Source organism: Wolbachia endosymbiont (group A) of Paraperithous gnathaulax, assembly GCF_964028485.1.
In the GTDB taxonomy this organism is placed as follows: Bacteria; Pseudomonadota; Alphaproteobacteria; order Rickettsiales; family Anaplasmataceae; genus Wolbachia; species Wolbachia pipientis.
The window spans coordinates 288302-311879 of the sequence record NZ_OZ034784.1; the positions used below are offsets into that span (position 1 = coordinate 288302).

At 34.7% G+C, this 23578-nt stretch carries 25 protein-coding genes, 2 rRNA genes and 3 pseudogenes; 13 read left to right on the forward strand and 17 right to left on the reverse strand.

Features of this window, described 5'->3' with window-relative positions:
* Positions 1-10 precede the first annotated feature (10 nt).
* The gene (locus ABWU74_RS01625; protein WP_353289352.1) at positions 11-1087 is read right to left on the reverse strand and encodes a methyltransferase domain-containing protein; all 1077 of its coding nucleotides are present in this window, start codon (positions 1085-1087) and stop codon (positions 11-13) included.
* A 335-nt stretch (positions 1088-1422) separates the two neighbouring features.
* Here ABWU74_RS01625 and ABWU74_RS01630 point away from each other — a divergent pair.
* Together ABWU74_RS01630 and rrf are read left to right on the forward strand one after the other, a co-directional pair.
* Positions 1423-4188: ribosomal RNA gene (locus ABWU74_RS01630) — 23S ribosomal RNA — on the forward strand.
* A gap of 66 nt (positions 4189-4254) precedes the next feature.
* Positions 4255-4361, forward strand: a 5S ribosomal RNA gene (gene rrf, locus ABWU74_RS01635).
* 85 nt (positions 4362-4446) lie between these two features.
* On the opposite strand, the gene ABWU74_RS01640 is transcribed toward rrf, so the two are convergent.
* From ABWU74_RS01640 to rpmH, 3 genes and pseudogenes are all read right to left on the reverse strand, one after another.
* Positions 4447-4710, reverse strand: coding sequence for a hypothetical protein (locus tag ABWU74_RS01640; protein WP_077188558.1), 264 nt, complete (start codon positions 4708-4710; stop codon positions 4447-4449).
* An 86-nt stretch (positions 4711-4796) separates the two neighbouring features.
* Positions 4797-5072 (reverse strand): annotated as a pseudogene (rnpA, locus tag ABWU74_RS01645) (ribonuclease P protein component); the annotation flags it as partial.
* A gap of 67 nt (positions 5073-5139) precedes the next feature.
* On the reverse strand, positions 5140-5274 hold the full coding sequence (gene rpmH, locus ABWU74_RS01650; protein ID WP_006279898.1) for a 50S ribosomal protein L34: 135 nt from the start codon (positions 5272-5274) through the stop codon (positions 5140-5142).
* Between the two features lie 107 nt (positions 5275-5381).
* On the opposite strand from rpmH, the gene pstC reads away from it, so the two are divergent.
* The 4 genes from pstC to ABWU74_RS01670 all read left to right on the forward strand — a co-directional run bounded on the left by pstC (position 5382) and on the right by ABWU74_RS01670 (position 8940).
* Positions 5382-6470 carry a phosphate ABC transporter permease subunit PstC gene (pstC, locus tag ABWU74_RS01655; RefSeq protein WP_038199744.1) on the forward strand — a complete coding sequence of 363 codons (1089 nt, stop codon included), beginning with the start codon at positions 5382-5384 and terminating at the stop codon, positions 6468-6470.
* A 101-nt stretch (positions 6471-6571) separates the two neighbouring features.
* A complete protein-coding gene (atpD, locus tag ABWU74_RS01660; RefSeq protein ID WP_010962432.1) occupies positions 6572-7999 on the forward strand; it encodes a F0F1 ATP synthase subunit beta in 1428 nt (475 codons plus the stop codon).
* A gap of 12 nt (positions 8000-8011) precedes the next feature.
* Positions 8012-8356, forward strand: a complete 345-nt coding sequence (locus ABWU74_RS01665; RefSeq protein ID WP_006279902.1) for a F0F1 ATP synthase subunit epsilon — start codon at positions 8012-8014, stop codon at positions 8354-8356.
* 404 nt (positions 8357-8760) lie between these two features.
* Positions 8761-8940 (forward strand): ankyrin repeat domain-containing protein, encoded by a 180-nt coding sequence (locus ABWU74_RS01670; protein ID WP_223823054.1) that lies wholly within the window; start codon positions 8761-8763, stop codon positions 8938-8940.
* Between the two features lie 176 nt (positions 8941-9116).
* Here the strand turns inward: ABWU74_RS01670 and ABWU74_RS01675 are convergent, their stop codons facing one another.
* The 5 genes from ABWU74_RS01675 to ABWU74_RS01695 form a co-directional block, all read right to left on the reverse strand.
* A complete protein-coding gene (locus ABWU74_RS01675; protein WP_080717647.1) occupies positions 9117-9287 on the reverse strand; it encodes a DDE-type integrase/transposase/recombinase in 171 nt (56 codons plus the stop codon).
* A 255-nt stretch (positions 9288-9542) separates the two neighbouring features.
* A complete protein-coding gene (locus tag ABWU74_RS01680; RefSeq protein ID WP_080717648.1) occupies positions 9543-9689 on the reverse strand; it encodes an IS3 family transposase in 147 nt (48 codons plus the stop codon).
* Between the two features lie 59 nt (positions 9690-9748).
* Positions 9749-9880 (reverse strand): hypothetical protein, encoded by a 132-nt coding sequence (locus tag ABWU74_RS01685; protein WP_255322265.1) that lies wholly within the window; start codon positions 9878-9880, stop codon positions 9749-9751.
* Positions 9880-10014, reverse strand: a complete 135-nt coding sequence (locus tag ABWU74_RS01690) for an IS3 family transposase (protein ID WP_007548354.1) — start codon at positions 10012-10014, stop codon at positions 9880-9882. Before ABWU74_RS01690 ends, ABWU74_RS01685 begins: the two co-directional genes overlap by 1 nt.
* Before the next feature lie 209 nt (positions 10015-10223).
* On the reverse strand, positions 10224-11153 hold the full coding sequence (locus ABWU74_RS01695; RefSeq protein WP_006279391.1) for an AEC family transporter: 930 nt from the start codon (positions 11151-11153) through the stop codon (positions 10224-10226).
* A gap of 463 nt (positions 11154-11616) precedes the next feature.
* On the opposite strand from ABWU74_RS01695, the pseudogene ABWU74_RS01700 reads away from it, so the two are divergent.
* Positions 11617-12018 (forward strand): annotated as a pseudogene (locus ABWU74_RS01700) (MFS transporter); the annotation flags it as partial.
* Between the two features lie 9 nt (positions 12019-12027).
* Here ABWU74_RS01700 and ABWU74_RS01705 read toward each other — a convergent pair.
* A protein-coding gene (locus tag ABWU74_RS01705; protein ID WP_353289218.1) for an IS5 family transposase occupies positions 12028-12817 on the reverse strand; the annotation gives its coding sequence in 2 pieces (ribosomal slippage) (positions 12028-12555 and positions 12557-12817; 789 coding nt in all).
* A 59-nt stretch (positions 12818-12876) separates the two neighbouring features.
* Between ABWU74_RS01705 and ABWU74_RS01715 the strand changes: the two are divergent.
* A pseudogene (locus ABWU74_RS01715) lies at positions 12877-13645 on the forward strand (MFS transporter); the annotation flags it as partial.
* 27 nt (positions 13646-13672) lie between these two features.
* Here ABWU74_RS01715 and prfA read toward each other — a convergent pair.
* Positions 13673-14752 (reverse strand): peptide chain release factor 1, encoded by a 1080-nt coding sequence (gene prfA, locus ABWU74_RS01720; RefSeq protein WP_353289354.1) that lies wholly within the window; start codon positions 14750-14752, stop codon positions 13673-13675.
* Between the two features lie 98 nt (positions 14753-14850).
* Between prfA and yihA the strand changes: the two genes are divergently transcribed.
* The 4 genes from yihA to ABWU74_RS01740 all read left to right on the forward strand — a co-directional run bounded on the left by yihA (position 14851) and on the right by ABWU74_RS01740 (position 17953).
* Complete coding sequence (gene yihA / locus ABWU74_RS01725; RefSeq protein WP_010962460.1) at positions 14851-15444, forward strand: ribosome biogenesis GTP-binding protein YihA/YsxC; 594 nt, start codon at positions 14851-14853, stop codon at positions 15442-15444.
* Positions 15445-15448: 4 nt separating this feature from the next.
* Positions 15449-16360 carry an acetylglutamate kinase gene (gene argB, locus ABWU74_RS01730; protein WP_209473400.1) on the forward strand — a complete coding sequence of 304 codons (912 nt, stop codon included), beginning with the start codon at positions 15449-15451 and terminating at the stop codon, positions 16358-16360.
* 414 nt (positions 16361-16774) lie between these two features.
* Entirely contained in the window at positions 16775-17236 is a 462-nt protein-coding gene (gene dut / locus ABWU74_RS01735) for a dUTP diphosphatase (protein WP_006279458.1), read from the forward strand.
* 63 nt (positions 17237-17299) lie between these two features.
* Positions 17300-17953 (forward strand): hypothetical protein, encoded by a 654-nt coding sequence (locus ABWU74_RS01740; RefSeq protein ID WP_182282568.1) that lies wholly within the window; start codon positions 17300-17302, stop codon positions 17951-17953.
* 121 nt (positions 17954-18074) lie between these two features.
* Here the strand turns inward: ABWU74_RS01740 and ABWU74_RS01745 are convergent, their stop codons facing one another.
* From ABWU74_RS01745 to yidC, 5 genes are all read right to left on the reverse strand, one after another.
* Positions 18075-18242: a hypothetical protein gene (locus ABWU74_RS01745; RefSeq protein ID WP_167471207.1), complete on the reverse strand. Its 168-nt coding sequence runs from the start codon at positions 18240-18242 to the stop codon at positions 18075-18077.
* Between the two features lie 40 nt (positions 18243-18282).
* A complete protein-coding gene (locus tag ABWU74_RS01750) occupies positions 18283-19224 on the reverse strand; it encodes an IS5 family transposase (RefSeq protein ID WP_353289355.1) in 942 nt (313 codons plus the stop codon).
* A gap of 172 nt (positions 19225-19396) precedes the next feature.
* A complete protein-coding gene (nusB, locus tag ABWU74_RS01755; RefSeq protein ID WP_007549265.1) occupies positions 19397-19879 on the reverse strand; it encodes a transcription antitermination factor NusB in 483 nt (160 codons plus the stop codon).
* Positions 19879-20307 (reverse strand): 6,7-dimethyl-8-ribityllumazine synthase, encoded by a 429-nt coding sequence (locus ABWU74_RS01760; RefSeq protein WP_006279647.1) that lies wholly within the window; start codon positions 20305-20307, stop codon positions 19879-19881. The genes nusB and ABWU74_RS01760 overlap by 1 nt, the downstream gene beginning before the upstream one ends.
* Complete coding sequence (yidC, locus tag ABWU74_RS01765) at positions 20285-21994, reverse strand: membrane protein insertase YidC (protein ID WP_095742636.1); 1710 nt, start codon at positions 21992-21994, stop codon at positions 20285-20287. Before yidC ends, ABWU74_RS01760 begins: the two co-directional genes overlap by 23 nt.
* A 134-nt stretch (positions 21995-22128) precedes the next feature.
* On the opposite strand from yidC, the gene ABWU74_RS01770 reads away from it, so the two are divergent.
* Positions 22129-22644, forward strand: a complete 516-nt coding sequence (locus ABWU74_RS01770; protein WP_006279648.1) for a TIGR02281 family clan AA aspartic protease — start codon at positions 22129-22131, stop codon at positions 22642-22644.
* Positions 22645-22650: 6 nt separating this feature from the next.
* On the opposite strand, the gene secF is transcribed toward ABWU74_RS01770, so the two are convergent.
* A complete protein-coding gene (secF, locus tag ABWU74_RS01775) occupies positions 22651-23526 on the reverse strand; it encodes a protein translocase subunit SecF (RefSeq protein WP_353289356.1) in 876 nt (291 codons plus the stop codon).
* Between the last annotated feature and the right edge of the window lie 52 nt (positions 23527-23578).

Sequence of the window (23578 nt, forward strand, 5' to 3'; positions counted from 1 at the left end):
TGAGCGATTTTTAAGTTAGGTTTTTCGGATTTTTTTGTTGATGCTGTAATGCAAACAAGATACCGTCAACCTGACTGCCATATATTTTACAGTAACTCATATAACTTATTTGCATATTTATTTCTTTTGTAACATGTTGAACATAACTTTCTGAGTGACGAAAATAGTCTCCTTTGTTTACAAAGTCAATACCTTCACCTTCCTTTCTTCTTATTAAACATACAATAACTCCTTTTTTGCTCGTAGATCTTTTTGCTAATTCCAACTCTTCTTGAAAGTCATGTAGATAATGTAGCACTTCAGCAAAGATAATTACATCATACTGCTGGTTTTTCTCTTGTTTAAGAAACTCTTTCATTTCCATATGTATTAATTCATTGTAAACAGGCTTACCTTTTATAAAGCATCCTCTTGCGATATTTAGCATTCTACTTGAAATGTCAATTCCTGTTATATGGTTTCCAATACTATTTATTTTCAAGAAATGACCACATATTCCAGTTCCACAACCAAGGTCGAGTATATTGAGCTCAGAAGTGGAGTTGTTGAAGATTTTTGTAATTATCATGTGTACAAGTTCATGCCCTCTATATTGTTTGGCAATCAACCAATGCTCAACAAAATATTCACCTGTGTAATCAAAATATTGTCTTATGAGGTTTTTTGGCAATTCTGTAATAGGCGCTGAGTTTGTCATTTTTTTTATATAGTAAGACGCCTCCTCGTGGTCATTATCTAATTTTAGTGCCCTTGTTAAATAATTATAAGCTTTGTTAGTATTCCCTACCGCAAAATGAGACCTTCCGATGTTATACCAGACTATAGGTAAATGGGGGTAAAATATGCTAATTAACCAAAATCGTAACTTTGCATCTGATATGCTACCTTTATAAAAGTGATATAAACCGATTTCAATGTTGGTGTTTAACAGGTTCTTAGATTTTTTAAGAAGCACTGTCATTTCTTTATGAAGAGTATTATATTTATTCACAATGAAGTGTTTTACTTTCTTAATATTTAATACGCCAATGAGCTTAGACATACAATTTAAAGCAACGTTTTTTATAAAAGAGAGATTACTTTTCATACGTTAGAAATACTCCGAATGTTTATTATCATTTTTAGGCAATTGATTTTAACACATTTTATCTTACAAAATATCTTTTTTATTAATTTTTACTGTATATATAAGTTTACCACATATTTCTCAGATTATACTGTTTAGGATTGCTAGTATATTGTTGTTGATAATATAAGTAAATGTTTTGTGCAAAAAGGCGTTGACATATTATTTATTAGGTTATAACATATAAAAGATTAATTTAGTTTTTAGATGTTTGACAAGTTTTATGGTAGAGATTAATTTAATCTCAATTCAATTTTAATAATATTTAACTCTGCATATTCTGCATATAGTCGGATAAATAAATTATTAAGAGCACTTGATGGATGCCTTGGCGTTAAGAGGCGATGAAGGACGTGGCAGGCTGCGATAAGCTGTGGGGAATTGTCAACAAATTTTGATCCGCAGATTTCCGAATGGGGAAACCCAACTAGTTTAGCTAGTTATTACGTACTAAGTATGTAAAGCAAACTTGGTGAACTGAAATATCTAAGTAGCCAAAGGAAAAGAAATCAACCGAGATTCTGTTAGTAGTGACGAGCGAAAGCGGAAAAGGCTAGTGATTTAAGAATAAGAATTAGAATACTCTGGAAATAGTAACCATAGAAGGTGATAGTCCTGTATAAGTAGAAAGTTTTTAAATCCTTGAGTAGAGCGGGGCACGTGAAATCCTGTTTGAATATGGGGGGACCATCCTCCAAGCCTAAATACTCCTTAACGACCGATAGTGAACAAGTACCGTGAGGGAAAGGTGAAAAGAACCCCGGGAGGGGAGTGAAATAGAATCTGAAATCAAGTGCTTACAAACAGTTGGAGCTCTATATCAATTTATTGATATTTAGAGTGACAGCGTACCTTTTGCATAATGGGTCAGCGAGTTAATCTATGAAGCAAGCTTAAGCCGTTAGGTGTAGGCGTAGCGAAAGCAAGTCTGAATAGGGCGTTTTAGTTTTATGGATTAGACCCGAAACCAAGTGATCTAGTCATGACCAGATTGAAGGTGTGGTAAAACACACTGGAGGATCGAACCAGTTAATGTTGCAACATTATTGGATGAGTTGTGATTAGGGGTGAAAGGCCAATCAAACTTGGAAATAGCTGGTTCTCCGCGAAATCTATTTAGGTAGAGCGTTGTATGTATGTTGTTGGGGGTAGAGCACTGGATAGACTAGGGGGATTCACCGTCTTACCAAATCTAACTAAACTCCGAATACCAACAATTAATTATACAGCAGGCACACTACGGGTGCTAAGTCCGTGGTGAAGAGGGAAACAACCCAGATCACTATCTAAGGTCCCAAAATTACAGCTAAGTGGGGAAGGAAGTAGAAAAACCATTACAGCTAGGAGGTTGGCTTGGAAGCAGCCATCCTTTAAAGAAAGCGTAACAGCTCACTTGTCTAAATAAGTTTTTCTGCGCCGAAAATGTACCGGGGCTAAAGCTGTATACCGAAGATGTGAGTGCTTATTGATTTCGATCAATAGGCGCGGTAGCGGAGCGTCCCGTAAGTCTGTGAAGGTGGTTTGTGAAAACTGCTGGAGATATCGGAAGTGAGAATGCTGACATAAGTAGCGTAAAAGAGTGTGAAAAACACTCTCACCAAAAATCTAAGGGTTCCTACGTTAAGTTAATCTGCGTAGGGTTAGTCGGTTCCTAAGGCGAGTCCGTAAAGGAGTAGTCGATGGCAATTAGGTTAATATTCCTAAACCTCTTAAGTGTGACGGGTTTCGTATTTGTATAGATCTTATTGGATTGATCTATGCTTAAAAGAAGCTCCAGGAAATAGCACTTATATTTATGAGGCCGTACCGCAAACCGACACTGGTGGATGAGTAGAGTATACTAAGGTGTTGAAAGAATGATGTTGAAGGAACTCGGCAAATTATACCTGTAACTTCGGAAGAAGGGTAACCTGCTTTTAGGCAACTATGAGTAGGTGGCACAAAATAGGGAGTAGCGACTGTTTACTAAAAACACAGGACTCTGCAAACACGTAAGTGGAAGTATAGGGTCTGACGCCTGCCCGGTGCTGGAAGGTTAATAGGAAGGGTGCAAGCTCCGAATTGAAGCCCCAGTAAACGGCGGCCGTAACACTGACGGTCCTAAGGTAGCGAAATTCCTTGTCGGGTAAGTTCCGACCCGCACGAATGGCGTAACGATTTCTCCACTGTCTCCAACATCACTTCAGCGAAATTGAATTCCCCGTGCAGATGCGGGGTACCCGCGGTTAGACGAAGAGACCCCGTGCACCTTTACTATAGCTTTACATTGCTATTAAAAGTGTGATGTGCAGGATAGGTGGGAGACTTTGAAGTTATGGCGCTAGCTATAATGGAGTCAACCTTGAGATACCACCCTTTACACTTTTGATATCTAACTATGTTTCATTATCTGGAACTAGGACATTGTATGGTGGGTAGTTTGACTGGGGCGGTCGCCTCCTAAAAAGTAACGGAGGCGTGCGAAGGTAAGCTAGAGCTGGTCGGAAATCAGCTTGATAGTATAATGGCATAAGCTTGCCTGACTGCGAGGCTGACAAGCCAAGCAGAGACGAAAGTCGGTCATAGTGATCCGGTGATTCTGTATGGAAGGGTCATCGCTCAACGGATAAAAGGTACGCCGGGGATAACAGGCTGATGGTGTTCGAGCGTTCATAGCGACGACACCGTTTGGCACCTCGATGTCGACTCATCACATCCTGGGGCTGAAGAAGGTCCCAAGGGTTCGGCTGTTCGCCGATTAAAGTGATACGTGAGTTGGGTTTAGAACGTCGTGAGACAGTTCGGTTTCTATCTGCCGTGGGTGAAGGAAATTTGAGAAGGTCTGACTCTAGTACGAGAGGACCGAGATGGATATACCTCTGGTGTACCAGCTGTTATGCCAATAGCATCGCTGGGTGGCTATGTATAGATGGGATAATTGCTGAAAGCATATAAGCAAGAAACCCTCTTCAAAAAGATTTCCCAATTAAGGCCGTGGAAGACTACCACGTTGATAGGCTAGGTGTGGAAGCATGGTAACATGTGAAGCTAACTAGTACTAATAGCCTGATTGATTTATTTGCTTTCTATATGTGTGTATGCAGTGTTAAATATTAAGTTAAAATTGTTAAGTTAGAAATTTTTATTGACTTGGTGGCTATAGCAAAAATGAACCACCCGATCTCATCTCGAACTCGGAAGTGAAACTTTTTAGCGCTGATGGTACTTGAAAAGGGAGAGTAGGTCGCTGCCAAGTTTATAAAAATTTCTTTGTTAATTAGACAGTAGGTATACTTATATTTTAACTTTCTTGTTTTGTTACTATTCTTTAAGTTTTTACTTTAACTACGATATCTTTTTTTTCTTATATGTTCTTGGTCATTTTCTACATTATTTAGCATTGTTCCTACTTCCCCTAATTGATTCCCTTTTGAAGGAGAATTACTGATTTCTGGTAATATTACATTACCTCCCACTTTTTTAAATAATTCTTCTTGTTGGCGAAATGCTGACCTCCAATCTGTTCCTGTTCCTTTAGGAAGAAATAAGAATTGATACATCTGACCAAAGCCTGTGTTATTTACCTCTTTTATATGCTCTACCATTCACCACACCCATTAACTATTTTTAAAAATTTTACCTATATTATCATAAAAAATATAGTTGTAAATACCTTAATTGAGATTTTTTTTTATTTTATCTTTTTTAAGCAAATAGTTAGATCTTTTTGTAAATTTTTATAACTTGCTTGCATAATGTTTCTATGAGTTAGTATTATGTAGTAGTGCCCTATATTACTTATATTTAAAATGCTAATTTTAGCAAGCATTCGTAGTTGCCTTTTTATTTTATTTCTTTTTGCTGCTTTTCCGGTTTTTTTACTGATAGCCAGACCTACTCTAATAGTATGAATGTACTTTTCAGGTTCTCTTTCTTTTATAGCGTACAGTGATATATAAAGCCCACGATAAAAAAGACTGTTGAGTGCTAACTTATTTTTGAAAGCAGAAGAAAAATCTTTTTTTTTATACTTACTATGCGCATAATTTGTTACACCCTAATGAACGGCGCCTATTAAGGATTTTTCTTCCAGCTCTTGTTGCCATACGTGAACGAAATCCGTGTCTGCGCTTTCTTATCAAATTTTTTGGTTGAAATGTTCTCTTCATTGTTTTTATATTAATATAATTATTTATTTTAAATTGTTTTACTTTATTGTCAAATAATGGTGAACTTGTATGACATTTTCGTAGAATAAAATTTGATGCATGGAAGAATGAATTCGGTGATAGTCATACCTGTCTTACTAATCCTTTTATTTTGTTTTAGTAGGTTTCAAGAAGTAAATAAGGTTAAATCTTATCTATATCTTAGTTGTGTATGGATGCTAACTTGGTTGTTAGTATTCTATAATAATTGTTTTGTAACTTTTATTTCTATAGCGTTACTTTTTTTCATGCTTGCTTTTATCTTTAAAAATAAAAGAAATAAGATAATAAAACTTTCGTTATTTGTGGCTTTGGCCATATCATTTTTTATCACTTTATTTATAATGCTGTCTATTTTTATTCAATCCATTAGTTTTTTTAATAAAGTAGCTATTTCAGAATTCTTGTTTTGCTTGAAATGGGGCCACAATGTAGTCACTATCAATGAAGAGAAGATAGGATGTTTTGGTATAGCGCCGCTTTTAGTTGGTACATTACTTATAACTATTATAGCAATGTTAGTTGTCGTTCCGCTTGGTTTATTTTCTGCAATATATATTAGTGAATATGCGAGTGAGAAAGTGCGTTATATTGTTAATACAACTTTGCAAGTTTTGTCTGCTATTCCTACGGTTGTATATGGATATTTCGCGGTTGTGTTTTTGTCTTTCTTTATAAAGCAGGTAGCAAATTTTTTTGGTTTAAGTATACACTCAGAAAGTGCCTTAGTTGCCGGTTTATCGATTGGGATAATGATTCTTCCTTTTATTATTTCTTTACTCGAAGATGCCATAAGATCTGTTCCAAAAAGCTTGCGTTATGGCTTCATGGCACTTGGTGCAACTCCAGCGGAAACTATATGGCATATAACAATACCTTATGCAATGCCTACAATTTTAAGTGCAATTTTATTGTCAATTTCAAGAGTGATAGGTGAAACAATGATTGTGCTAATGGCTGTGGGAATCAACGCAAATTTGACTTTTAACCCTCTTAATTCAGTTACTACCATTACCGTGCAGATCGCTACATTACTTACCGGAGATCAGGATTTCAATAGTGTACAAACTCTTGCTGCTTATGCGCTTAGTTTAGTATTGTTTATTATTACTTGGCTATTAAATGCATTTGCATTGTTTGTAATGAAGCGTAACTAGTAAGCGTTTTAATGTTGCAAAATTTCTATTAATAATATAAAATTTATTTTCTTTAGAAGTTCTTTTATGGAATTATAGTGTTAGGTGATAAAAATAAAGAGATGAATATAGGTAGAGCGATTAAGGTAACTCAAGCAGTTGTTGATATAAAATTTGAAGGTGAATTGCCTAAAATATTTAATGCTTTAAAAAGCAAACTAAAATATAAGGATAAGGAGCTGGTTTTAGAAGTTTCGCAGCATATAGGTGACAATATAGTTCGTTGTATTGCTATGGATAGCACAGATGGCATGTCAAGGGGGGATGAATTTGTTGATACAGGTGCACCAATATCGGTGCCAATTGGGCGTTCAACTTTAGGAAGGATTTTTAATGTTGTTGGAGAGCTTATAGATGAGTGTGGTCCACTGAAGGGAAAGTATAACTTAGAGCCTATACACAGAGCACCTCCAAGTTTTACTGAACAGAGAATACAGGAAGAAGTTTTAGTTACGGGAATAAAAGTTATAGATCTTCTTGCACCTTATCTTAAAGGAGGAAAAATTGGCTTATTTGGTGGAGCCGGTGTTGGTAAAACAGTCCTAATAATGGAATTAATTAATAATATAGCAAAAGCTCATAAAGGATTTTCTGTGTTTGCCGGGGTAGGGGAGAGAACGCGTGAAGGTAACGATCTTTATCACGAGATGATCACTTCAAATGTAATAAATATAAATGAGCATGAAAAATCTCAAGCTGTTTTGGTTTATGGTCAGATGAATGAGCCTCCTGGAGCAAGGGCTAGAGTTGCTTTAACAGCACTTACTATGGCAGAGTATTTTCGTGACCGTGAAAACCAAGATGTTCTATTTTTTGTGGATAATATCTTTAGATTTACACAAGCTGGTTCTGAAATTTCTGCTTTACTTGGAAGAATACCGTCAGCTGTTGGTTATCAGCCAACCCTTGCAACTGATATGGGTGCAATGCAAGAAAGAATAGCTTCAACAACTTCTGGCTCTATTACTTCTGTGCAAGCTATATATGTTCCTGCGGACGATTTGACTGATCCAGCCCCAGCAACTACATTCTCTCACCTTGATGCAACCACAGTGTTGTCAAGGCAAATAGCTGAAATGGGAATATACCCTGCTGTTGATCCACTTGATTCAACTTCTCAGTCTTTATCTGCTGAAATCATTGGTGAAGAACATTATAATGTAGCTTCTGAGGTGAAACGTATATTGCAAACTTATAAATCACTGCAAGATATTATCGCAATACTTGGTATGGATGAGCTATCTGATGAAGATAAAATTATTGTTGATAGGGCTCGTAAGATTCAGAAATTTCTTTCTCAACCTTTTCACGTTGCAGAAATATTTACTGGCATGCCTGGTAAATTTGTTTCACTTTCTGATACTGTTTCCAGTTTTAAAGGGATTGTTGAAGGCAAATATGATCACTTACCAGAGGCTGCTTTTTATATGGTGGGGAATATAGATGAAGCAATAAAAAAGGCTGAATTAATACAAGCTGAAGCTAAATAAAAGTTAAAGATTATGAATACTTTTAAAGTGCAATTTTTCTCTCCTGATGATCAAATTTCATTCAGTGGAGTGGTTTCTCTTTCAGTAACTGGGCTCGAAGGGGAGCTTATGATTTTAGCTCACCATGCTCCTTACTTAATTTATTTATTGCCTGGTATGATTACTGTTAAAATGAGTAACCAAACAGAAAAGAAGGTTGTAATTGATAGTGGCGTATTAGAAGTTGCAAATAATAATTGTAGCATTATAACAAGTCAAATTCAGGTTTTTGATCGTGCAATTCATGATGAGAAATCGTTTAAAAATAAGAGAATTAGTATATATTTAAGTTATCTTGATGAGAAGTTTCTTTCTTAGTTATTTTAGGCAAAAAGTCAATTATCATTCAAGTGGCTATAAGATTTTTGCTCAGGGGGCTCTTTTTTGTCATCCCAGTGTCGGAGTACTTTAGGTGTATGATCCCAGAGTGTGATGGTATGGGACCATACACCTAATCAAATAAAAATTAAAGAAGGAGAGTTGGTTGTAACGGTTGGAGATAACGACTTTGTTTTACCTGGAATTTACGTTGGATAAACTACAAAAAATAACAGGTAAAAATCAACGTAAATTTAAGATAAATCGATTTTATTAGTATTATCAAATCAAAATCTGTTTTTAATTAATCAATAATACTTTTTTACATATTTTCATCCCCTTTCATGGATTTTTTAATTTTATAGATGATATCTAATATTATTAGAAGCATTGTAAAATATCTTATGAGAAAAGTTATAAAATATATTAGCATTATTGGTATTGCATGTTTAGTATTGTTATTTTTTATATCTAATGTGGAAACACGCGTAAAAACACAGGAAGAACAATTATTCCTAGCTGTAGAAGATGGTAATGCACAAGAAGTAAAACTATTACTCAAAAATGGTGCAGACCCAAATTGACCTTACCCAGAAAAAGTAGAGAGAAAGTTAAGACGTTTTTATCATGAGAATAAATTGTGCAGGAATGCAATAGTTAATAGTAGAATGTCTACGTTATTTGTTATAAAAGATTTCTATGTATTCAAATATGGTAGTTCTGGTTTGTTGAGCGAGAAGTATCAATAAGCAGCTCCCTTTTAAGTGAACTTTTCTGCAACAGAGTTATCGTAACAACAGCCCTTATGGCTCATGCTGGAAATGATGTTTTTTGTATTCAATAGAAATTGGTAATTTTGAGAGGTATACTGTGACCCTTGATCGCTATGTAACAGCAGATTTTTATCGGGTTTGCGTTTATCAACGGCCATCAATAAAGAATCTATAACTAATTATCATGTTACTCATTAACCACCATGCGTGAATATAGGTCAATTATTGCCGCCAACAACCTTCTTTAGTTTTTATGTAGGTAATCCCAAACTTTATTTGGCTGATCAGTAGTAAAATTTTGATCCAATGTGTTCGGAGCCACAACTCGGTTGCTTATTTGCTGTTTTTTATTTTTGAACCTTCGTCTAAACTTGGCTTTAATGCCATTTTCTTGCATAACACTTTGTACTGTTTTAATTTTTGCCTAAAGCTTTTAATTCAGCGTGAATTTTAGGGGCTCCATATCTGCATTTAGAAGCTTGATGTATTTTTTGAATATCTGCTAGAAGCCCTTCTTTTGCTAATTCTTTACTGCTTTTTTCCTTAGCAACCCATACCACCAGTACAAAACCCTACATAGTTCCTGTGTTTTATAGCAATTTCTATATAAAAGAATACTTTACTCTTTTTCTTTGCCCAGGGCTTTTTTTAAGATGTCTCTTTCTCTTATTAGCTCTTTTTTTAGATCAAATCTTTCTTTGTCATAAGGAGCCTTTGCCTGGAAATGCGTATGCTCCAGACATTTTTCCATTATATTTTCTTACTTAACATACTGCCATCTATACCTAGATCTTTTGCTATTTTTGTACTTGCTTGACCTGTTTCTTTAACCAGCTTAACAGCTTCTAATTTGAATTCTGCTGTATATTCTCTTCTATTTGTCATATTTTGAAAAAACGTTTTATTTTACTCCAAAAACGTCTTAACTTTCTCTCTACTTTTTCTGGGTAAGGTCAATTTACCGCCGCGGCGCTAACTAGTAGCGGGATGACGGGTTACCAAATTGTAGAAGTTGCTTTAGCTATAAATTCAAGTTTTATCAATGTCTTGTGTTGTTACCCAAATAATGGTTGTGCAAGCGCTTAATTTTTTGATCAAAAAGGAACAAGTTTAGTAAAAAATAATGATATTATTAGTGGAACATAAAACAGTCCCACTGCAGTACTGATTAGAAGCAACAGAGTAGCTTTATCTGGTTGATAATTCAAAATATTAGCAAGTATTATACTGGACCCAGAAACTGGAATAATAGCCAGCAACATCAGTGCTTTATATATGCTCTCATCGTATATACCTATAACATGCTTGTCTAAAAGGACAATTCCTAAAACAAACAGTGGCCAGAATACGTACTTTGCTGTAATAGTGATCAAAGCAAGCTTCCAATCTATTTTAAAGCTTGCAATATTCGCAATGCTCACTCCAAGTAGCACCATTCCTAATGTGACAAATGTACTTCTAATATTCATCATAACATCTGTTAAAAAAGTAGGTATTTGTATATCGTATATACTTAAAAAGAAGCCCAGAACCATCGCATAAAGCGAAGGAAGTTTGAACAACTTTAATATGCATTCTTTTGCGGTATAAATACCATTTGCAGCTATGTAAAATCCTAAGCTGTTTTCAAATAGCGCCATTCCTATATAACAAACAACATATACAGATACTGAATCTTCATCAAATAAAGCCATGGCAATCGGCAGGCCAAAATAACCCATACTTGTGCTGCCCGAGCTAAATGCTAATATGTTTCTTGTGTTATCCTTAAATAAAAAAGAAGAAAGATAATACACTGATAAGGACATAGTGCTACCTATAAACCATATCAAAATCGGCAGAGAAATTACTTTTAAGTTAACTTCTGTATGAGAGACTCCATATAAAATCACTATTGGATTAGCTATATAAAAAAGTATTTGAGATATAGTGTTTCTATCAATTTTAAGATATTTTCCTGCTAAGTAACCAATAAATATTGTAATATAAATAGGTAATATTTTGAGAAAAAGAGTAAGGAACATACTAGCCTATTGTAATATTTTTGATTGATAAAGTGACATTAGATCTTAAGGTGTTGTAAAAGTAAACAAAATTTATTTTCCAATTTATCCAGCTCATAGTTAATTAAATTAGTGCCAAAATTTGTTTTTACATAGGACTTAAGAATGACATTTGTATGATAAAATTATGTTAAGTTTCTGTAAAGCTTCTTGCATATTTTTGAATAATGACATATTTACTAAAAATTAAACTGCTTGTAGTAATTTAGACGGACTGTTGAAAAAGTAAGAGGAAATAAGTAAAGTTAGGACAGAGAGTAAGAGCTTTAACATAGTTGTCATATTTTTCTTTAATTAACCCTAGTGTCCAATTTATCCACCATTCCTTCACATGAGGTGTTTCTAACCATTTTAATAACAGTAAAAAATGTTTTCTTTCAACGCTTTAAATGTGATATTTTTATTCATTAATTAAAAATCTCAAATGTTACTACCATTTCTGTTAATCCTGTCTCTCATTGCCAAGTTCATTGAAATTGACATTTCCGTACCTAGTTTTCCTGATATGGTGCACTATTTTAACGTACCGGAAGGCATAATTCAATTAACTATTGCTTATAATTTCCTAGGCTTTTGCATAGGAGGGTTGTTTTTTGGTCCATTGTCTGAATGCTATGGCAGAAGGAGAATTATGATCATAGGTAACACTTTGTTATTAATCGGCGCTGTTGGTTGTGTTTTTGCACCGTCGATTTTTTGGCTTTTAATCTCTCGCTTTGTTCAGGGCATTGGTGTTAGCACATCTGTAGTTGTGTTTGCAATCGTTGCAGACAGCTACAAAGGCGACGAAGCGGTGAAATTTATTGGAATCATGAATTCTGTTCTTAGAACCTGTTTAAAATCTCCTCAATAGAATAGAAATGAAGGAAAGAACAACCATTTGTAAGCTAGTGTTGAGTTTCCGCTCGCAATTTTTCCACAAACGCCTACATTTTTCCAACCAAGCAAAAGATCGCTCAACAACCCATCTTTTTGGCAATACAACGAAAGAATGTAATTCACTCCGCTTTATTACCTCAACAGTTGCACCAATAGTAGCTTTTATTTGAGTTGCAAAATTTTCTCCTGTATAGCCAGCATCAACCAGTATATTTTCAACTTCAGAGAGGTTTTTTTCAGCCTTTCCCACCATTTCCACAGCACTGCTACGATCAGTTGCTTCTGCTGTTGTTATATGAATTGCGTGTGGCAAGCCTTGCGTATCAACTGCAATATGACGCTTTATGCCTGAAATCTTTTTACCTGCATCATAGCCCTTTTTTTCAGCAGTATCTGTGTTTTTAACGCTTTGGGCATCAATTATACAGAAACTGGTTTTCTCTTTCCGACCATTGCTGATACGAACCTCTCCAACTAATTTTTTTTAAGACTATTTCCAGCAAGCTTGGTTCTGCTCCATTCTTTTTATTCCACATTTGAAAATAGTAATACACGTTCTCCCACCTCGGAAAATCTTTTGGCAGCATTCTCCACTGGCAGGGGCTTTTTAGGACATATAGCACTGCACAAAATACATCATACAAATCAAGTTTCCTTGGTTTTGTTTTCTTTCTGCTACTCTCCAGTATTGGTCTAATTTTTTCAAATTGTTCTTGACTTATATCGCTTGGATAGCTTTTTTGCATAGATATACCTCTTTCTTAACTATGCTTATTTTACCTCATATTTTCGAGATCCTTAACAGGTTCTTACAGTTGTCATGGCAATTGCGCCAGTGTTAGGCAGTTTCATCAATGAAATTGTAGGATGGCGTGGTAATTATGCAACTGTTGCAATACTTTGTTTGATCTCTTGGGTTTTGCTGCTTTTAGCGTTACCAGAAACAAAAAAGAACCGCGATATTTTCAGTTTGAAAAAAAACGATGAAAGATTACAGAAAACTACTATCTAATCCGAGGTTTGTTACGTTGTCTTTGATGTCAAGCCTCTTTTCTGCTGCGTATATGTCATTCATTACTTGTGGACCTTTTCTGTATATGAAGACTTTTGGTTTATCTAGCACTATTTATGCACTACATCAAGGTGCAATAGTTGGGTGCTTCTCACTCATCAGTCTATTTGCTGGCAAAATCTTGCAGAAACTTGGAGCAATAAAGTGTGTAATTTCTGGTACGAGCGTGGGTGCTATTGGGTCTCTATTGCTTGTAATATTCAGTATAATTGTACCCCACTCTTTCTACTTAGTAACACTGTCTATGATTATTTTTTCTATCGGTTGTGCAATTTTCCAGCCAGTGATTTTTAATGCATCAATAAATGTTTTCCCTGAAATTAAAGGCACAGCTTCTTCTGCAGTCTCGTTCATTAGAGCTTTTATCATGGCTATTTTTATCGGCTTAACAAGCTACATTTACAATGGTCAAACAATTAGTGTAGCTGTTCTTGTTTTATCCGCGATAGTACTAGAACTTGTTTTTACTGTCTATCTATTGCGTTTAAAAGATCCTATGTAATTAATAAAGATATTCCATTGTAGGCTGCTAACTTTCCCCTGCCAATCTTTCTGCTTCATTACGTGAGATTAATACCTCAATAAATTCATCTAGTTCGCCTTCTTTTATAATCTGCTCTAGCCGATGTGAAGTTAGATTAATTCTGTGGTCTGTTATTCTTGATTGTGGGAAATTATATGTTCTTATGCGCTCGGAACGATCACCAGAGCCAATCTGACTTTTCCTCATTGTTGACCTTTCCATTTCTTTTTTTTGTCTTTCAATTTCGTATAGCCTTGCCCTCAATACTTTGAGCGCTTTAGCTTTATTTTTATGCTGCGATTTTTCATCTTGCTGTATCACAACTATCCCTGTTGGCAAGTGGGTGACCCTTACTGCGCTGTCAGTTGTATTCACTGATTGCCCTCCAGGACCACTGGATCTATAAACATCTATTCGTAAGTCTTTTTCTTCTATTTTAAAGTCAACTTCTTCTACTTCAGGTAATATCGCAACAGTAGCGGCAGAGGTATGCAACCTTCCTGAAGATTCAGTTTCTGGCACTCTCTGTACTCTGTGCACTCCTGATTCAAATTTCAACCTTGCAAAAACTTCTGTTCCATTAATGAGTGCAGAAGCTTCCTTATATCCACCTATACCTGTATTAGAAATGCTTATTGGCTCGAACTTCCAATTTCTTCTTTCTGCATATTTTTGATACATACGAAATAACATTGCTGCAAATAATGCTGCTTCTTCTCCGCCTGTACCTGCTCTAATTTCTAATATTGCATTTCTTGAGTCATCTTCATCTTTGGGCAATAATGCTAACTTTAATTTTGCTTTTATTTTTGGTAATAATACCTTGTGCTTTTCGAAAAATTCTTCTTTTGCTAACTCTTTTATATCACCTTCGCTGTTTTCATCTTTCATTATTTCTTCTAAGTCTGAAATTTCCTCTTTCAGCGTGTTATATTCATCAATTATCTTGATTATTGGCCTGAGCTCAGAGTATTCCTTTGAAAGGGTAATGAATTCTTTTTGACTTAAATTGGTAGGATTTTCCAAATTCCTCTCTATATCATTAAATTTTTTCTTTAAGTCTTGTAAATTATTTTCCATATCCATATAGCACAGATCTAGCTAAGTAATATATACTGAAATAAAAAATTTCTTATATCAAGCAATAACACTATAATATACCTACTACCTTCTAGTTGAATATAATGGCAAAACAGATAACATCAAACTGCAATTTCATATTTGGAGCTTCGGATATAAAATCATTACCAAATGAGTCGGCTCCAGAGATTGCGTTTGCTGGTAGATCAAATGTAGGAAAATCCAGTCTGATCAACTTACTGATAAACAGCAAAAAAGCTGCCAGAGTTTCCTCTAAACCTGGATGCACTAGACAAATAAATTTTTACTCTATGTACGATGATAAGTTCAGACTTGTTGATCTACCAGGGTATGGCTACTCTCATGCAGGCAAGGAGGAAATTATACAATATTTAAACTTAATTGAGTATTATCTAATTCAAAGAGAAAATCTAAGAAGAGTGTTTGTGTTGATAGATAGCAAGGTAGGATTAAAAGAAATAGACAAAGACTTCATTTATTGGTTAATATATAATAACATTAACTTTAACATTGTGCTAACAAAAATAGATAAAGTAAGTCAAAAAAGCTTAGGTGCTGTTATAGAAGATATTCAAAAATGGATTAATAATGAGAATGTGTCAATTCATCAAATGAGCATCCGTGTTAAGCATAAAATAACCAAGGTAAGAGATGAGTTTTTCAAGTTTACAAGATAAAAAAATGAAGAGTAGTGAATTTTTAAAGGGTGAGGTATCATTTGAACAAAAAGCAGAAATATTACTTGAAGTGCTATCTAACATACCTAGCTTTGTAGGCGAGACTTTTGTCATTAAATGCGGTGGTACAATAATCTTAGATGAAACACTATTTAATACTTTTGTGCATAATGTTGTCTTGTTGAAGCAGCTTGGTATAAATCCGGTAATAATTCATGACGGAGAATATGAAATTAACTCAGTGTTAAAAATGCTGGATATGAACAGTAAGTTTGTGAATGGTATCAGACTTACAGACAAAGACACTATGAAAATCATTGAAATGGCACTGTGTGGTTCAGTTAATAAAAAAATTGTTCAGTATATAAATTCTGCTGGTGGTTCAGCTATTGGATTATGTGGAAAAGATGGTAACTTAATTAAAGCCGAAAAAATAACCGCTACGCTTAGAGAAGATAGATCAAATAATATCGAAAAGATATTAGACATGGGGTTCATCGGTAGACCCACTGAAATCAATCCTGATATATTATTTTTTATTGAAGAATCAGATTTTATACCAGTTATTGCACCAATTGGTCATGGAAAAGATGGGGAAACATATCATATTGATGCCGATAGCACTGCAAGCGCAATCGCAATCGCAGTTTCTGCATCTAAAATGATAATCTTGAGTGACACAGATGAAGAAATAGATAAAATTGGTGGCAGGAAGATATCTGTTAAAAATTTAAATGCATCGATTGATTGTGGGAAAATTAAAGGGGAAAAATTTATTGAAAGGCTTATGGCATACGTTAAAATGGCGGAGGAATGTGCTGGAGTTGTTCACATAGTTGATGGTAGAATACCTAACATTATGCTTGATTTATTTACTGAGAGTAATTCAAGCATATCGATTGTGAGTGATTTATAGCTATACTGCTTGCAACTACACGAATACCAAGAGGGTGTCATTCAAGTAGCTGACACTGGAATGACAACAATCTACGTCATACCGCGATTCATTCGCGGTATCTCTAGATCCCGCTAACAAGTAGCGGGATGACGGTTGTCAGGGTGTCATCCCAGCGCCCTTATGATGTCATCCCAGTGCCCAGACACTGGGATCCAGAAGACTTAATTTCAACCAAGTGGCTGCATAATAAGGACTAGATTCCAGACTGGAATGACATCATAGAGGCACTGGGATGACAAAAAAAGGAGCACTGAACTTGTCAAGGAATTTTATGGCCTAGCGTCACGCGCTGGAATGACATCATTTACATTTATCACTTTTGCAGATACAATTTACATGCTATAATTGAGTCTTCATAGATGGTAAATTGGAGTGCAAAGAAGTAAAATTAAAGTAGAAATAAAAAGATTATCACACGGAGAAGACTTGTCTCTTCCATGTTATGCAACTACGCAGAGTGCTGGCATGGATCTTTATGCTGCATTGAATGATTCTGCTGTTTTAAATCCACTTGAAAGATTACTTGTTCCAACTGGAATTGTGATTGCAATACCAAACGGTTTTGAGGGGCAAATCCGCCCACGTTCTGGTCTTGCTGCAAAACATGGAATCACTGTCTTAAATTCTCCGGGCACTATAGACTCTGATTATCGAGGTGAAGTTAAAATTTGTCTAATTAATCTAAGTAATCAGCCATACGAAATAAAAAGAGGAGATAGAATCGCACAAATCCTTATTTCTCCTGTATCTCAGGTAATTTGGGATGACAGAGAAGAATTCTGCGCAGAAGAAACCGGTCGCAATGCAGGGGGCTTTGGCTCAAGCGGCAGGTAGCTTACGAAAAAGCTTGACTATGACAGTTTTTTTATTTAAGCATATTAATATTTGAGGTCGTTTATGCTAACTTTCAAAAATCACTGTGGTCAATTCCACAAAACAAATACTGCACTTGTTGCACTTACTTCTTTGTATGTCATAGGCGCAGCAGTAGCACTTTCAGCACCATATTGGGTGTCTTCAACTTGCACGCTTGCTCCACTTGCAGCTTTTGCAGCTACACCACTTGGAATCGGTATATTAGCAATTGTTGCTGTTGCGCTGGTTAGTTCAGCAATGTACGCTATCAGCAAAAACAATGAAATATCTGAGTTGAGAGCTCCGAAGATTGTTGTTAATAACGATAGAAAAAACGGTAAAGAAACAGCATTGCTAGTAACAAAAGACACATTTAAGGAAATGGCAAGGAATAACCAAGTTAAAGATGAAGAAGGTAAGGTAGAAAAGGGTAAACATTATATAGCCTTCAGCTTAGAAGGCAAGAACTACCGTATTATTGTTGATATTAATCAGCTTACCAATACGCTAGGCAATACTTTACTCTTCGAGATAGGTTCACTAAAAGAGAAAAACGATGAAGGTAAGTTCGAGGCAGTAAATGAAACAAAGTGGAATAAAACATTAGGTTTAGACAAAGATGGTGCTAAAGGGGTTAACACTTATTTAGGCTCACTTATTGTTGAACAAGTTGCTTCTCAACAACAGACAGTATAGCCAAGTGAAATAAAAGAGGTAGATTAAGTCTGCCTCTTTGTTTTTTTTGATTTTTAGTGTTACGCGCATAACTGCATGGATGTTGCGATTCTCAAGGCAACGTATCTGTTTAGATGCATGGCTAATGCTGAAACAAAAATTCCAGTGTTCCCTTTCTTGTCATCCCAGTGCTTGACACATAACTGTACAAACATTCATTTTTGAAGGTAAATTGCACAACAGATAATGTCATTCCAGTGCTCCCTTTCTTGTCATCCAAGTAGCTGACACTGGGATGGCTTTGTTGCATCACACTTTATGAGATGGTGATTTATGGTAAATTCATGTAACTATCTCAAATTTAGCCATACCAATATCAGTGAATTTATTAAGCAAATAGCATTTAGTTCTTTTTCTCGATTTATCTCAGATTTATTCCTAAAACTAAATCCGAATATTTGCTTTAATCTTGAGAAAAACCCTTCAATATAAGATCTTTTCCCATAATTTACTTCTTTTTTCCATTCTTTCATGCCATCTTCACCGTATAATTTTATTAACCTAATAGCAGCATTCCTGTCAGACATATAATCTATTTCTGGATGTTCTGCCGCATTGTTTATTGGTGGAATTTTTGTCTTTATATCATATTCGTTACACAACTTATAAAACTTGTGCCTATCACATGCTCTATCTGCATATAGTGCTTTTATGGCATGCTGAAAATCAACTTCTTTTAGCAAATCACAAGCTCCATAGTGATCAGAGTAGACACCGTTACTGTATTTTACAGCTATGGCTTTTTTGCTGTTTGTATTCAACATTACATGCAATTTTCTTGTCTGTTCATAGCTGCGATACTTTCTATCTTCGCTATTTTCTTTGCTATGACCAGGAGTGTTGTTGTATATACTAATTCCTGTACTGTCTATAGCAATTTCGATATCTTCCATATTATTTTTATCAATTCTGCAATCATTGATCTTAATATTGAGTTTCTTAAACCTTCTTGATGATTGTGAATAGCTGATAACTTGCAAATTTTTCCCAATTTGCTCAAGGTATCCTGCTATAAACCCAACTGTTTGCCTCAGGCCTATTCTAAATAAACAAGTTATTATGTGCACCAAAATTACAACTTTATCGCTATAAATATTGTTGCCACCTGGTATTTTTGGACCATTCTCGTACCACTTTTCTATGGCTTCGTTGATATAATGAAAAATATTTCCTCTTTTTTCTAGAAATTTGTTATATTCGCTATGGTTACTGACCCTCATTTTTTGTGGCATATTTTTTCTTTCAAGGTTAAATGGCTATTTTATAATGAATTTTGTCAGTAGCCACCAGATTTTTTCAGTTGCTATGCAACAAAGCCATTCCAGTGTCAAGCACTGGGATCTGGTAGACAATGTTCATACAGCAGCTACTCGGATGACACCTTGTGCTTGCTGGCTATAATTGCTAAGGATTTTTATTTAATTTAACTGCATCTTTTGCCTTATCCAATAACCCATTAATAAAACCAATTTCGCTTGGTTTATCAAGTAAATCAGATGCAATGTTAGTATATTCATTAATGACAACTGGAACTGGCGTATCACAATTAGCTAACTCACATATTGCAACACGCAAAATAGATAAGCTTATAAGATTTAACCGTGAAAGGGACCAACTTGGGTGTAAATAAGACTCTATTATTTTATCATATTCTTCACTGCTTTTTATAACCTTATATAACAAGTTTTCTAAGAACTGATGTTCAAATTCTTCACATTCAAATATATCTTTCAACTTATTTATGTAGTCCTTAAGCTCACAATTTTCCAGTTTAAAAGTGCTTTTGTTGTAACCTACGAAAATATTTGAATAAGCAATTTGTACAGCAAGAAATCTTGCCGTGCTTCTTTTTATGCGCCACTTTTTATCTACTGGTTTTTCCTCCATTATTTTAATTTATTGTGTAAATCTATCATACGCAAAACAGTTGAGGCTGCATGGCCACCAACGTTCTTTTTGTTTTTATCAGCTCTAACTAGTGCTTTATCTTTGCTGTCAGCGGTAATTACACCCATACCAAGGGGTATTGCATAATGCATAACAACCTCATTTAAGCCTTCAATTACTCCTTTACAAACATATTGATAATGATCGGTTTCACCGCGAATTACGCACCCAAGAGCTAAATAACCATCATAATTAGTATGCCCACTCTTGACTGCAAAAAGAATTGTAGCTGGTATCTCAAATGTACCAGGAACCTCAACTACATCGTAACTGGCATTACTGCCTTTTAATTTATCAATTGCACCTTCAAGCAAAAGGTTCGCTATTTCAGTATAATAAATCGAATTAACTATTAGTATTCTCGACATTTACTACCACTTTTTTTGTTAAAAACAACTTTATTAATGACTGTTGAATTAGAGTTATAATATTACTAAATATCCAATATATTACCAGGCCGGCAGGAAAAGAAGAAAAAATAAAGACAGAAATGTAAGGTAAAAACTTCATAACATTTACTTGAATATCATCTTTACTGGTTTGATCTTTCTCACTTAGCTTCTGCTGAATTATCATGGTGGCACCGAAAATTATAGGTAAAATGCCTATAGAAATAGGAAAGTTATAATTAAACAACCCAAATAATGTAAAGATGTTCGTTGGGTCAGGAGCTGAAAGATCCTTAATCCATAAAAAAAAAGGAGCATGCCTCATCTCTATAGTAACAAATAATACTTTATATAGAGCAAAAAATACCGGTATTTGTATTAGCATGGGAAAAATGCTCGACATTGGATTTACGTTGTTTCTCTTAAACAATGCAATTGTCTCTTTATGCTGCTTTAAGCTGTCATTTTTATACAACTCTTTTATACGAGTTAATTCAGGCTGCAGGCTTTTTACCTTAAACATCGAAATATATGATCTATTAAATAAGGAAAGCATCAAAAGTTTGATTACTAAAGTCAGCAATAATATTGCTAAGCCAAAATTTTTTAAAACGAAGTTAAAATATTCAAGCAGTAAAAACACTGGTTTAGTTATAAAGTAAAGAACACCAAAATCTACAGCTTTATCAAACAGGGGTATATTGAGAGTGTCCTTATAAGAATCCAGTAAATTCAACTTTTTTGCTCCAGCAAAAAAATAATTCACATTAGAAACGCTTGCACCAGGAAGTATGCTCTTGTAAGGTTTGACAAAATCTACTTGGAATTTATCAGTATTATTAACGTTTGTGTGTTTAATGCTTACATTTATTTTATCAGATTTTTCAGGTATGATGGCTGTGAGCCAGTATTTATCAGCAAAACCAAACCAATTTTTTTCACTCGTGCTTGCTTTTATTAAATGTTTTTTGGAAATATCCTTATATGTCCACTCCTCTAGTTTATTATCAAATGCACCCAGTACTCCTTCATGGGATATCCAATAAGATTCGTTGATATTGTCACGTTTACGGTTAATTTTACCATAAGGAACCAAAACTACATTATCCTTTGTATTATTTTCAACAACTTGCTCAACTTTAAACATGTAATTATCGTCGAGGTTAATTTTCATTCTAAATAAAATGCCATTCTCATTGTCCCAAGATAAATTGACCTCTTTTTGATTAAGTTTATCTGCTCGCCAGACTGCTTTAGAATCTGGAACTTTAATCTTGTTACTCGGATCGAGCCACCCAAATTCTGCAAAATATACATCTTTTGATTCTGCAGGTGACAGTAACACCACTTGTGGAGAAGAAGAACTCGGTTCTAAGTGGTAATTAGTTAAAATTAAGTCATCAAACCTTGCACCTTTCAGAGAAATTGATCCTTTAATCATGTTATTGGTTAAACTAACCCTCTGTTCTCGAGTAGAATTAATAATTTCAGAACGATTTTGGTATATTATAGGAGCAAGGTCGTTAAAAGATTCGATATGTTCAATATTTTCAATCAATGGCTGGTTTTGGTTTGTACTAAAAAAATTATCATAAATAATACGCCAAGACACCATGATTAACATGGAAAGGATAGCTGCCAAAATTAAACTTTTTGCTTCTGACATGAAATTAAATCAAACATATCTTCTTAAAGTGTATACTAAATATTGTACTAAAACAATGAAATTTACTTATTTTTAATAATAACTTTTAACGCTGATCTTTAAAATTTATTTTAATAGCTTCAAATTTTAACAATATGAACGCGGTGAAAAATCTAGTTATTTGGTTGCTAATAATAGCCACTACTGCAATGCTTATTGATTCACAAAGGGACAAACTAAGCGACAGATTTCTCAGTACTTTTTTACCATATAAAGGAAGAATTCAAAATAGCGGTCAGAATAGTGGAAGTATTGAATTTACGAAGTCATATGATGGACACTTTTATATTCAGGCTCAAGTCAATGATCGCAATATAACGTTTTTGCTTGATACTGGAGCAACCGATATTGTTCTATCACAAAAAGACGCATTACATGTTGGTATTAACTTACAAAATGTTCAGGATTTTAAAATATATGAAACTGCGAAAGGTCAAATAAAAGCTGGAGTGGTTCAAATACCTCAAGTTAAAATAGGAAATTTTTTGATTAATGATGTACAGGCAAGCGTTAACACTCATTCTATGTCTCATTCACTACTTGGAATGAGCTTTTTAAGGTATTTTCATTTCACTATAAGAGATAATAAGTTGATATTATACCGCGACTAAACACTTCTACAATCTACTTATCAAAGCTCTGTAGGTCAATATAGGAGCAGAAATAAATATTGCAGAACAAGTGCCAATCAAAATACCAAAAAAAATGATCGAGCTGAAGTCTCTCACTGCATCTGTGCAGATTAATACCAAAGGAAGAGCAGCAAGAAGGGTTGTACCAGAAGTTAATATAGTGCGAAATAATGTAGCGTTGATACTTGCATCTACTACCTCACTCATCCGCCCACTTTTACCACTCCTGCGATACTCTCGAATCCGATCATATATAATTACTGAGTTATTGATTGAATAACCAATGACAGTAAGGAGAGCTGCAACTGATGAAATATTAAACTCAATGCCAGTTAGGCTAATAAAACCAACAGTTAAAATCACGTCATGAATCAGTGCTGTTATTCCACTGAATCCACATTGCCAATTAAATCTAAACCAAACGTAAAAAAATATTCCAACAATCGCGATCAACATGGATAACATTCCTTCAAATATTTGTGTTGAGCTTATTTGTGGGCCAACATAGTCTATTTTACGATAGCTTATTGAGCTCCCCAGCTTTTCTTCTAGTATGCTTTTTATCTTTTTGATTTTATCTTCATCTCCTTCATCTTTAAAACGCATGACTAAATTATCACCCGCTTTTGAACTCTGCACTGTAAAACCATTTTCTTTTAATGCATCGAGAATAGAGTGATTCTCATCTGAAGATTTTATCTCTATCAAAATTCCGCCTGCAAAGTCTATGCCTAAGTTCACTCCACGCAGCACAACAGTGAATATTGAAAAGATGATAAGAATAATGCTAATTAATGCAGTCAAATCCCTATATTTACTAAACTTGATATCGAGGTTGTCTGGAATGAGTCTAAGTGCCATGCTATTTACTTAAACTTGAATTTTATATACTTTTCAAAAAATTCACTAGTTT

Bases quoted from the DNA above. Each gene is read 5' to 3' on its own strand.
- ABWU74_RS01625 (WP_353289352.1), bottom strand. From the start codon at position 1,087: ATGAAAAGTAATCTCTCTTTTATAAAAAACGTTGCTTTAAATTGTATG.
- ABWU74_RS01640 (WP_077188558.1), bottom strand. From the start codon at position 4,710: ATGGTAGAGCATATAAAAGAGGTAAATAACACAGGCTTTGGTCAGATG.
- rpmH (WP_006279898.1), bottom strand. From the start codon at position 5,274: ATGAAGAGAACATTTCAACCAAAAAATTTGATAAGAAAGCGCAGACAC.
- pstC (WP_038199744.1), top strand. From the start codon at position 5,382: ATGAATTCGGTGATAGTCATACCTGTCTTACTAATCCTTTTATTTTGT.
- atpD (WP_010962432.1), top strand. From the start codon at position 6,572: ATGAATATAGGTAGAGCGATTAAGGTAACTCAAGCAGTTGTTGATATA.
- ABWU74_RS01665 (WP_006279902.1), top strand. From the start codon at position 8,012: ATGAATACTTTTAAAGTGCAATTTTTCTCTCCTGATGATCAAATTTCA.
- ABWU74_RS01670 (WP_223823054.1), top strand. From the start codon at position 8,761: ATGAGAAAAGTTATAAAATATATTAGCATTATTGGTATTGCATGTTTA.
- ABWU74_RS01675 (WP_080717647.1), bottom strand. From the start codon at position 9,287: ATGGCCGTTGATAAACGCAAACCCGATAAAAATCTGCTGTTACATAGC.
- ABWU74_RS01685 (WP_255322265.1), bottom strand. From the start codon at position 9,880: ATGGAAAAATGTCTGGAGCATACGCATTTCCAGGCAAAGGCTCCTTAT.
- ABWU74_RS01690 (WP_007548354.1), bottom strand. From the start codon at position 10,014: ATGACAAATAGAAGAGAATATACAGCAGAATTCAAATTAGAAGCTGTT.
- ABWU74_RS01695 (WP_006279391.1), bottom strand. From the start codon at position 11,153: ATGTTCCTTACTCTTTTTCTCAAAATATTACCTATTTATATTACAATA.
- prfA (WP_353289354.1), bottom strand. From the start codon at position 14,752: ATGGATATGGAAAATAATTTACAAGACTTAAAGAAAAAATTTAATGAT.
- yihA (WP_010962460.1), top strand. From the start codon at position 14,851: ATGGCAAAACAGATAACATCAAACTGCAATTTCATATTTGGAGCTTCG.
- argB (WP_209473400.1), top strand. From the start codon at position 15,449: ATGAAGAGTAGTGAATTTTTAAAGGGTGAGGTATCATTTGAACAAAAA.
- ABWU74_RS01740 (WP_182282568.1), top strand. From the start codon at position 17,300: ATGCTAACTTTCAAAAATCACTGTGGTCAATTCCACAAAACAAATACT.
- ABWU74_RS01745 (WP_167471207.1), bottom strand. From the start codon at position 18,242: ATGCAACAAAGCCATCCCAGTGTCAGCTACTTGGATGACAAGAAAGGG.
- ABWU74_RS01750 (WP_353289355.1), bottom strand. From the start codon at position 19,224: ATGCCACAAAAAATGAGGGTCAGTAACCATAGCGAATATAACAAATTT.
- nusB (WP_007549265.1), bottom strand. From the start codon at position 19,879: ATGGAGGAAAAACCAGTAGATAAAAAGTGGCGCATAAAAAGAAGCACG.
- ABWU74_RS01760 (WP_006279647.1), bottom strand. From the start codon at position 20,307: ATGTCGAGAATACTAATAGTTAATTCGATTTATTATACTGAAATAGCG.
- yidC (WP_095742636.1), bottom strand. From the start codon at position 21,994: ATGTCAGAAGCAAAAAGTTTAATTTTGGCAGCTATCCTTTCCATGTTA.
- ABWU74_RS01770 (WP_006279648.1), top strand. From the start codon at position 22,129: ATGAACGCGGTGAAAAATCTAGTTATTTGGTTGCTAATAATAGCCACT.
- secF (WP_353289356.1), bottom strand. From the start codon at position 23,526: ATGGCACTTAGACTCATTCCAGACAACCTCGATATCAAGTTTAGTAAA.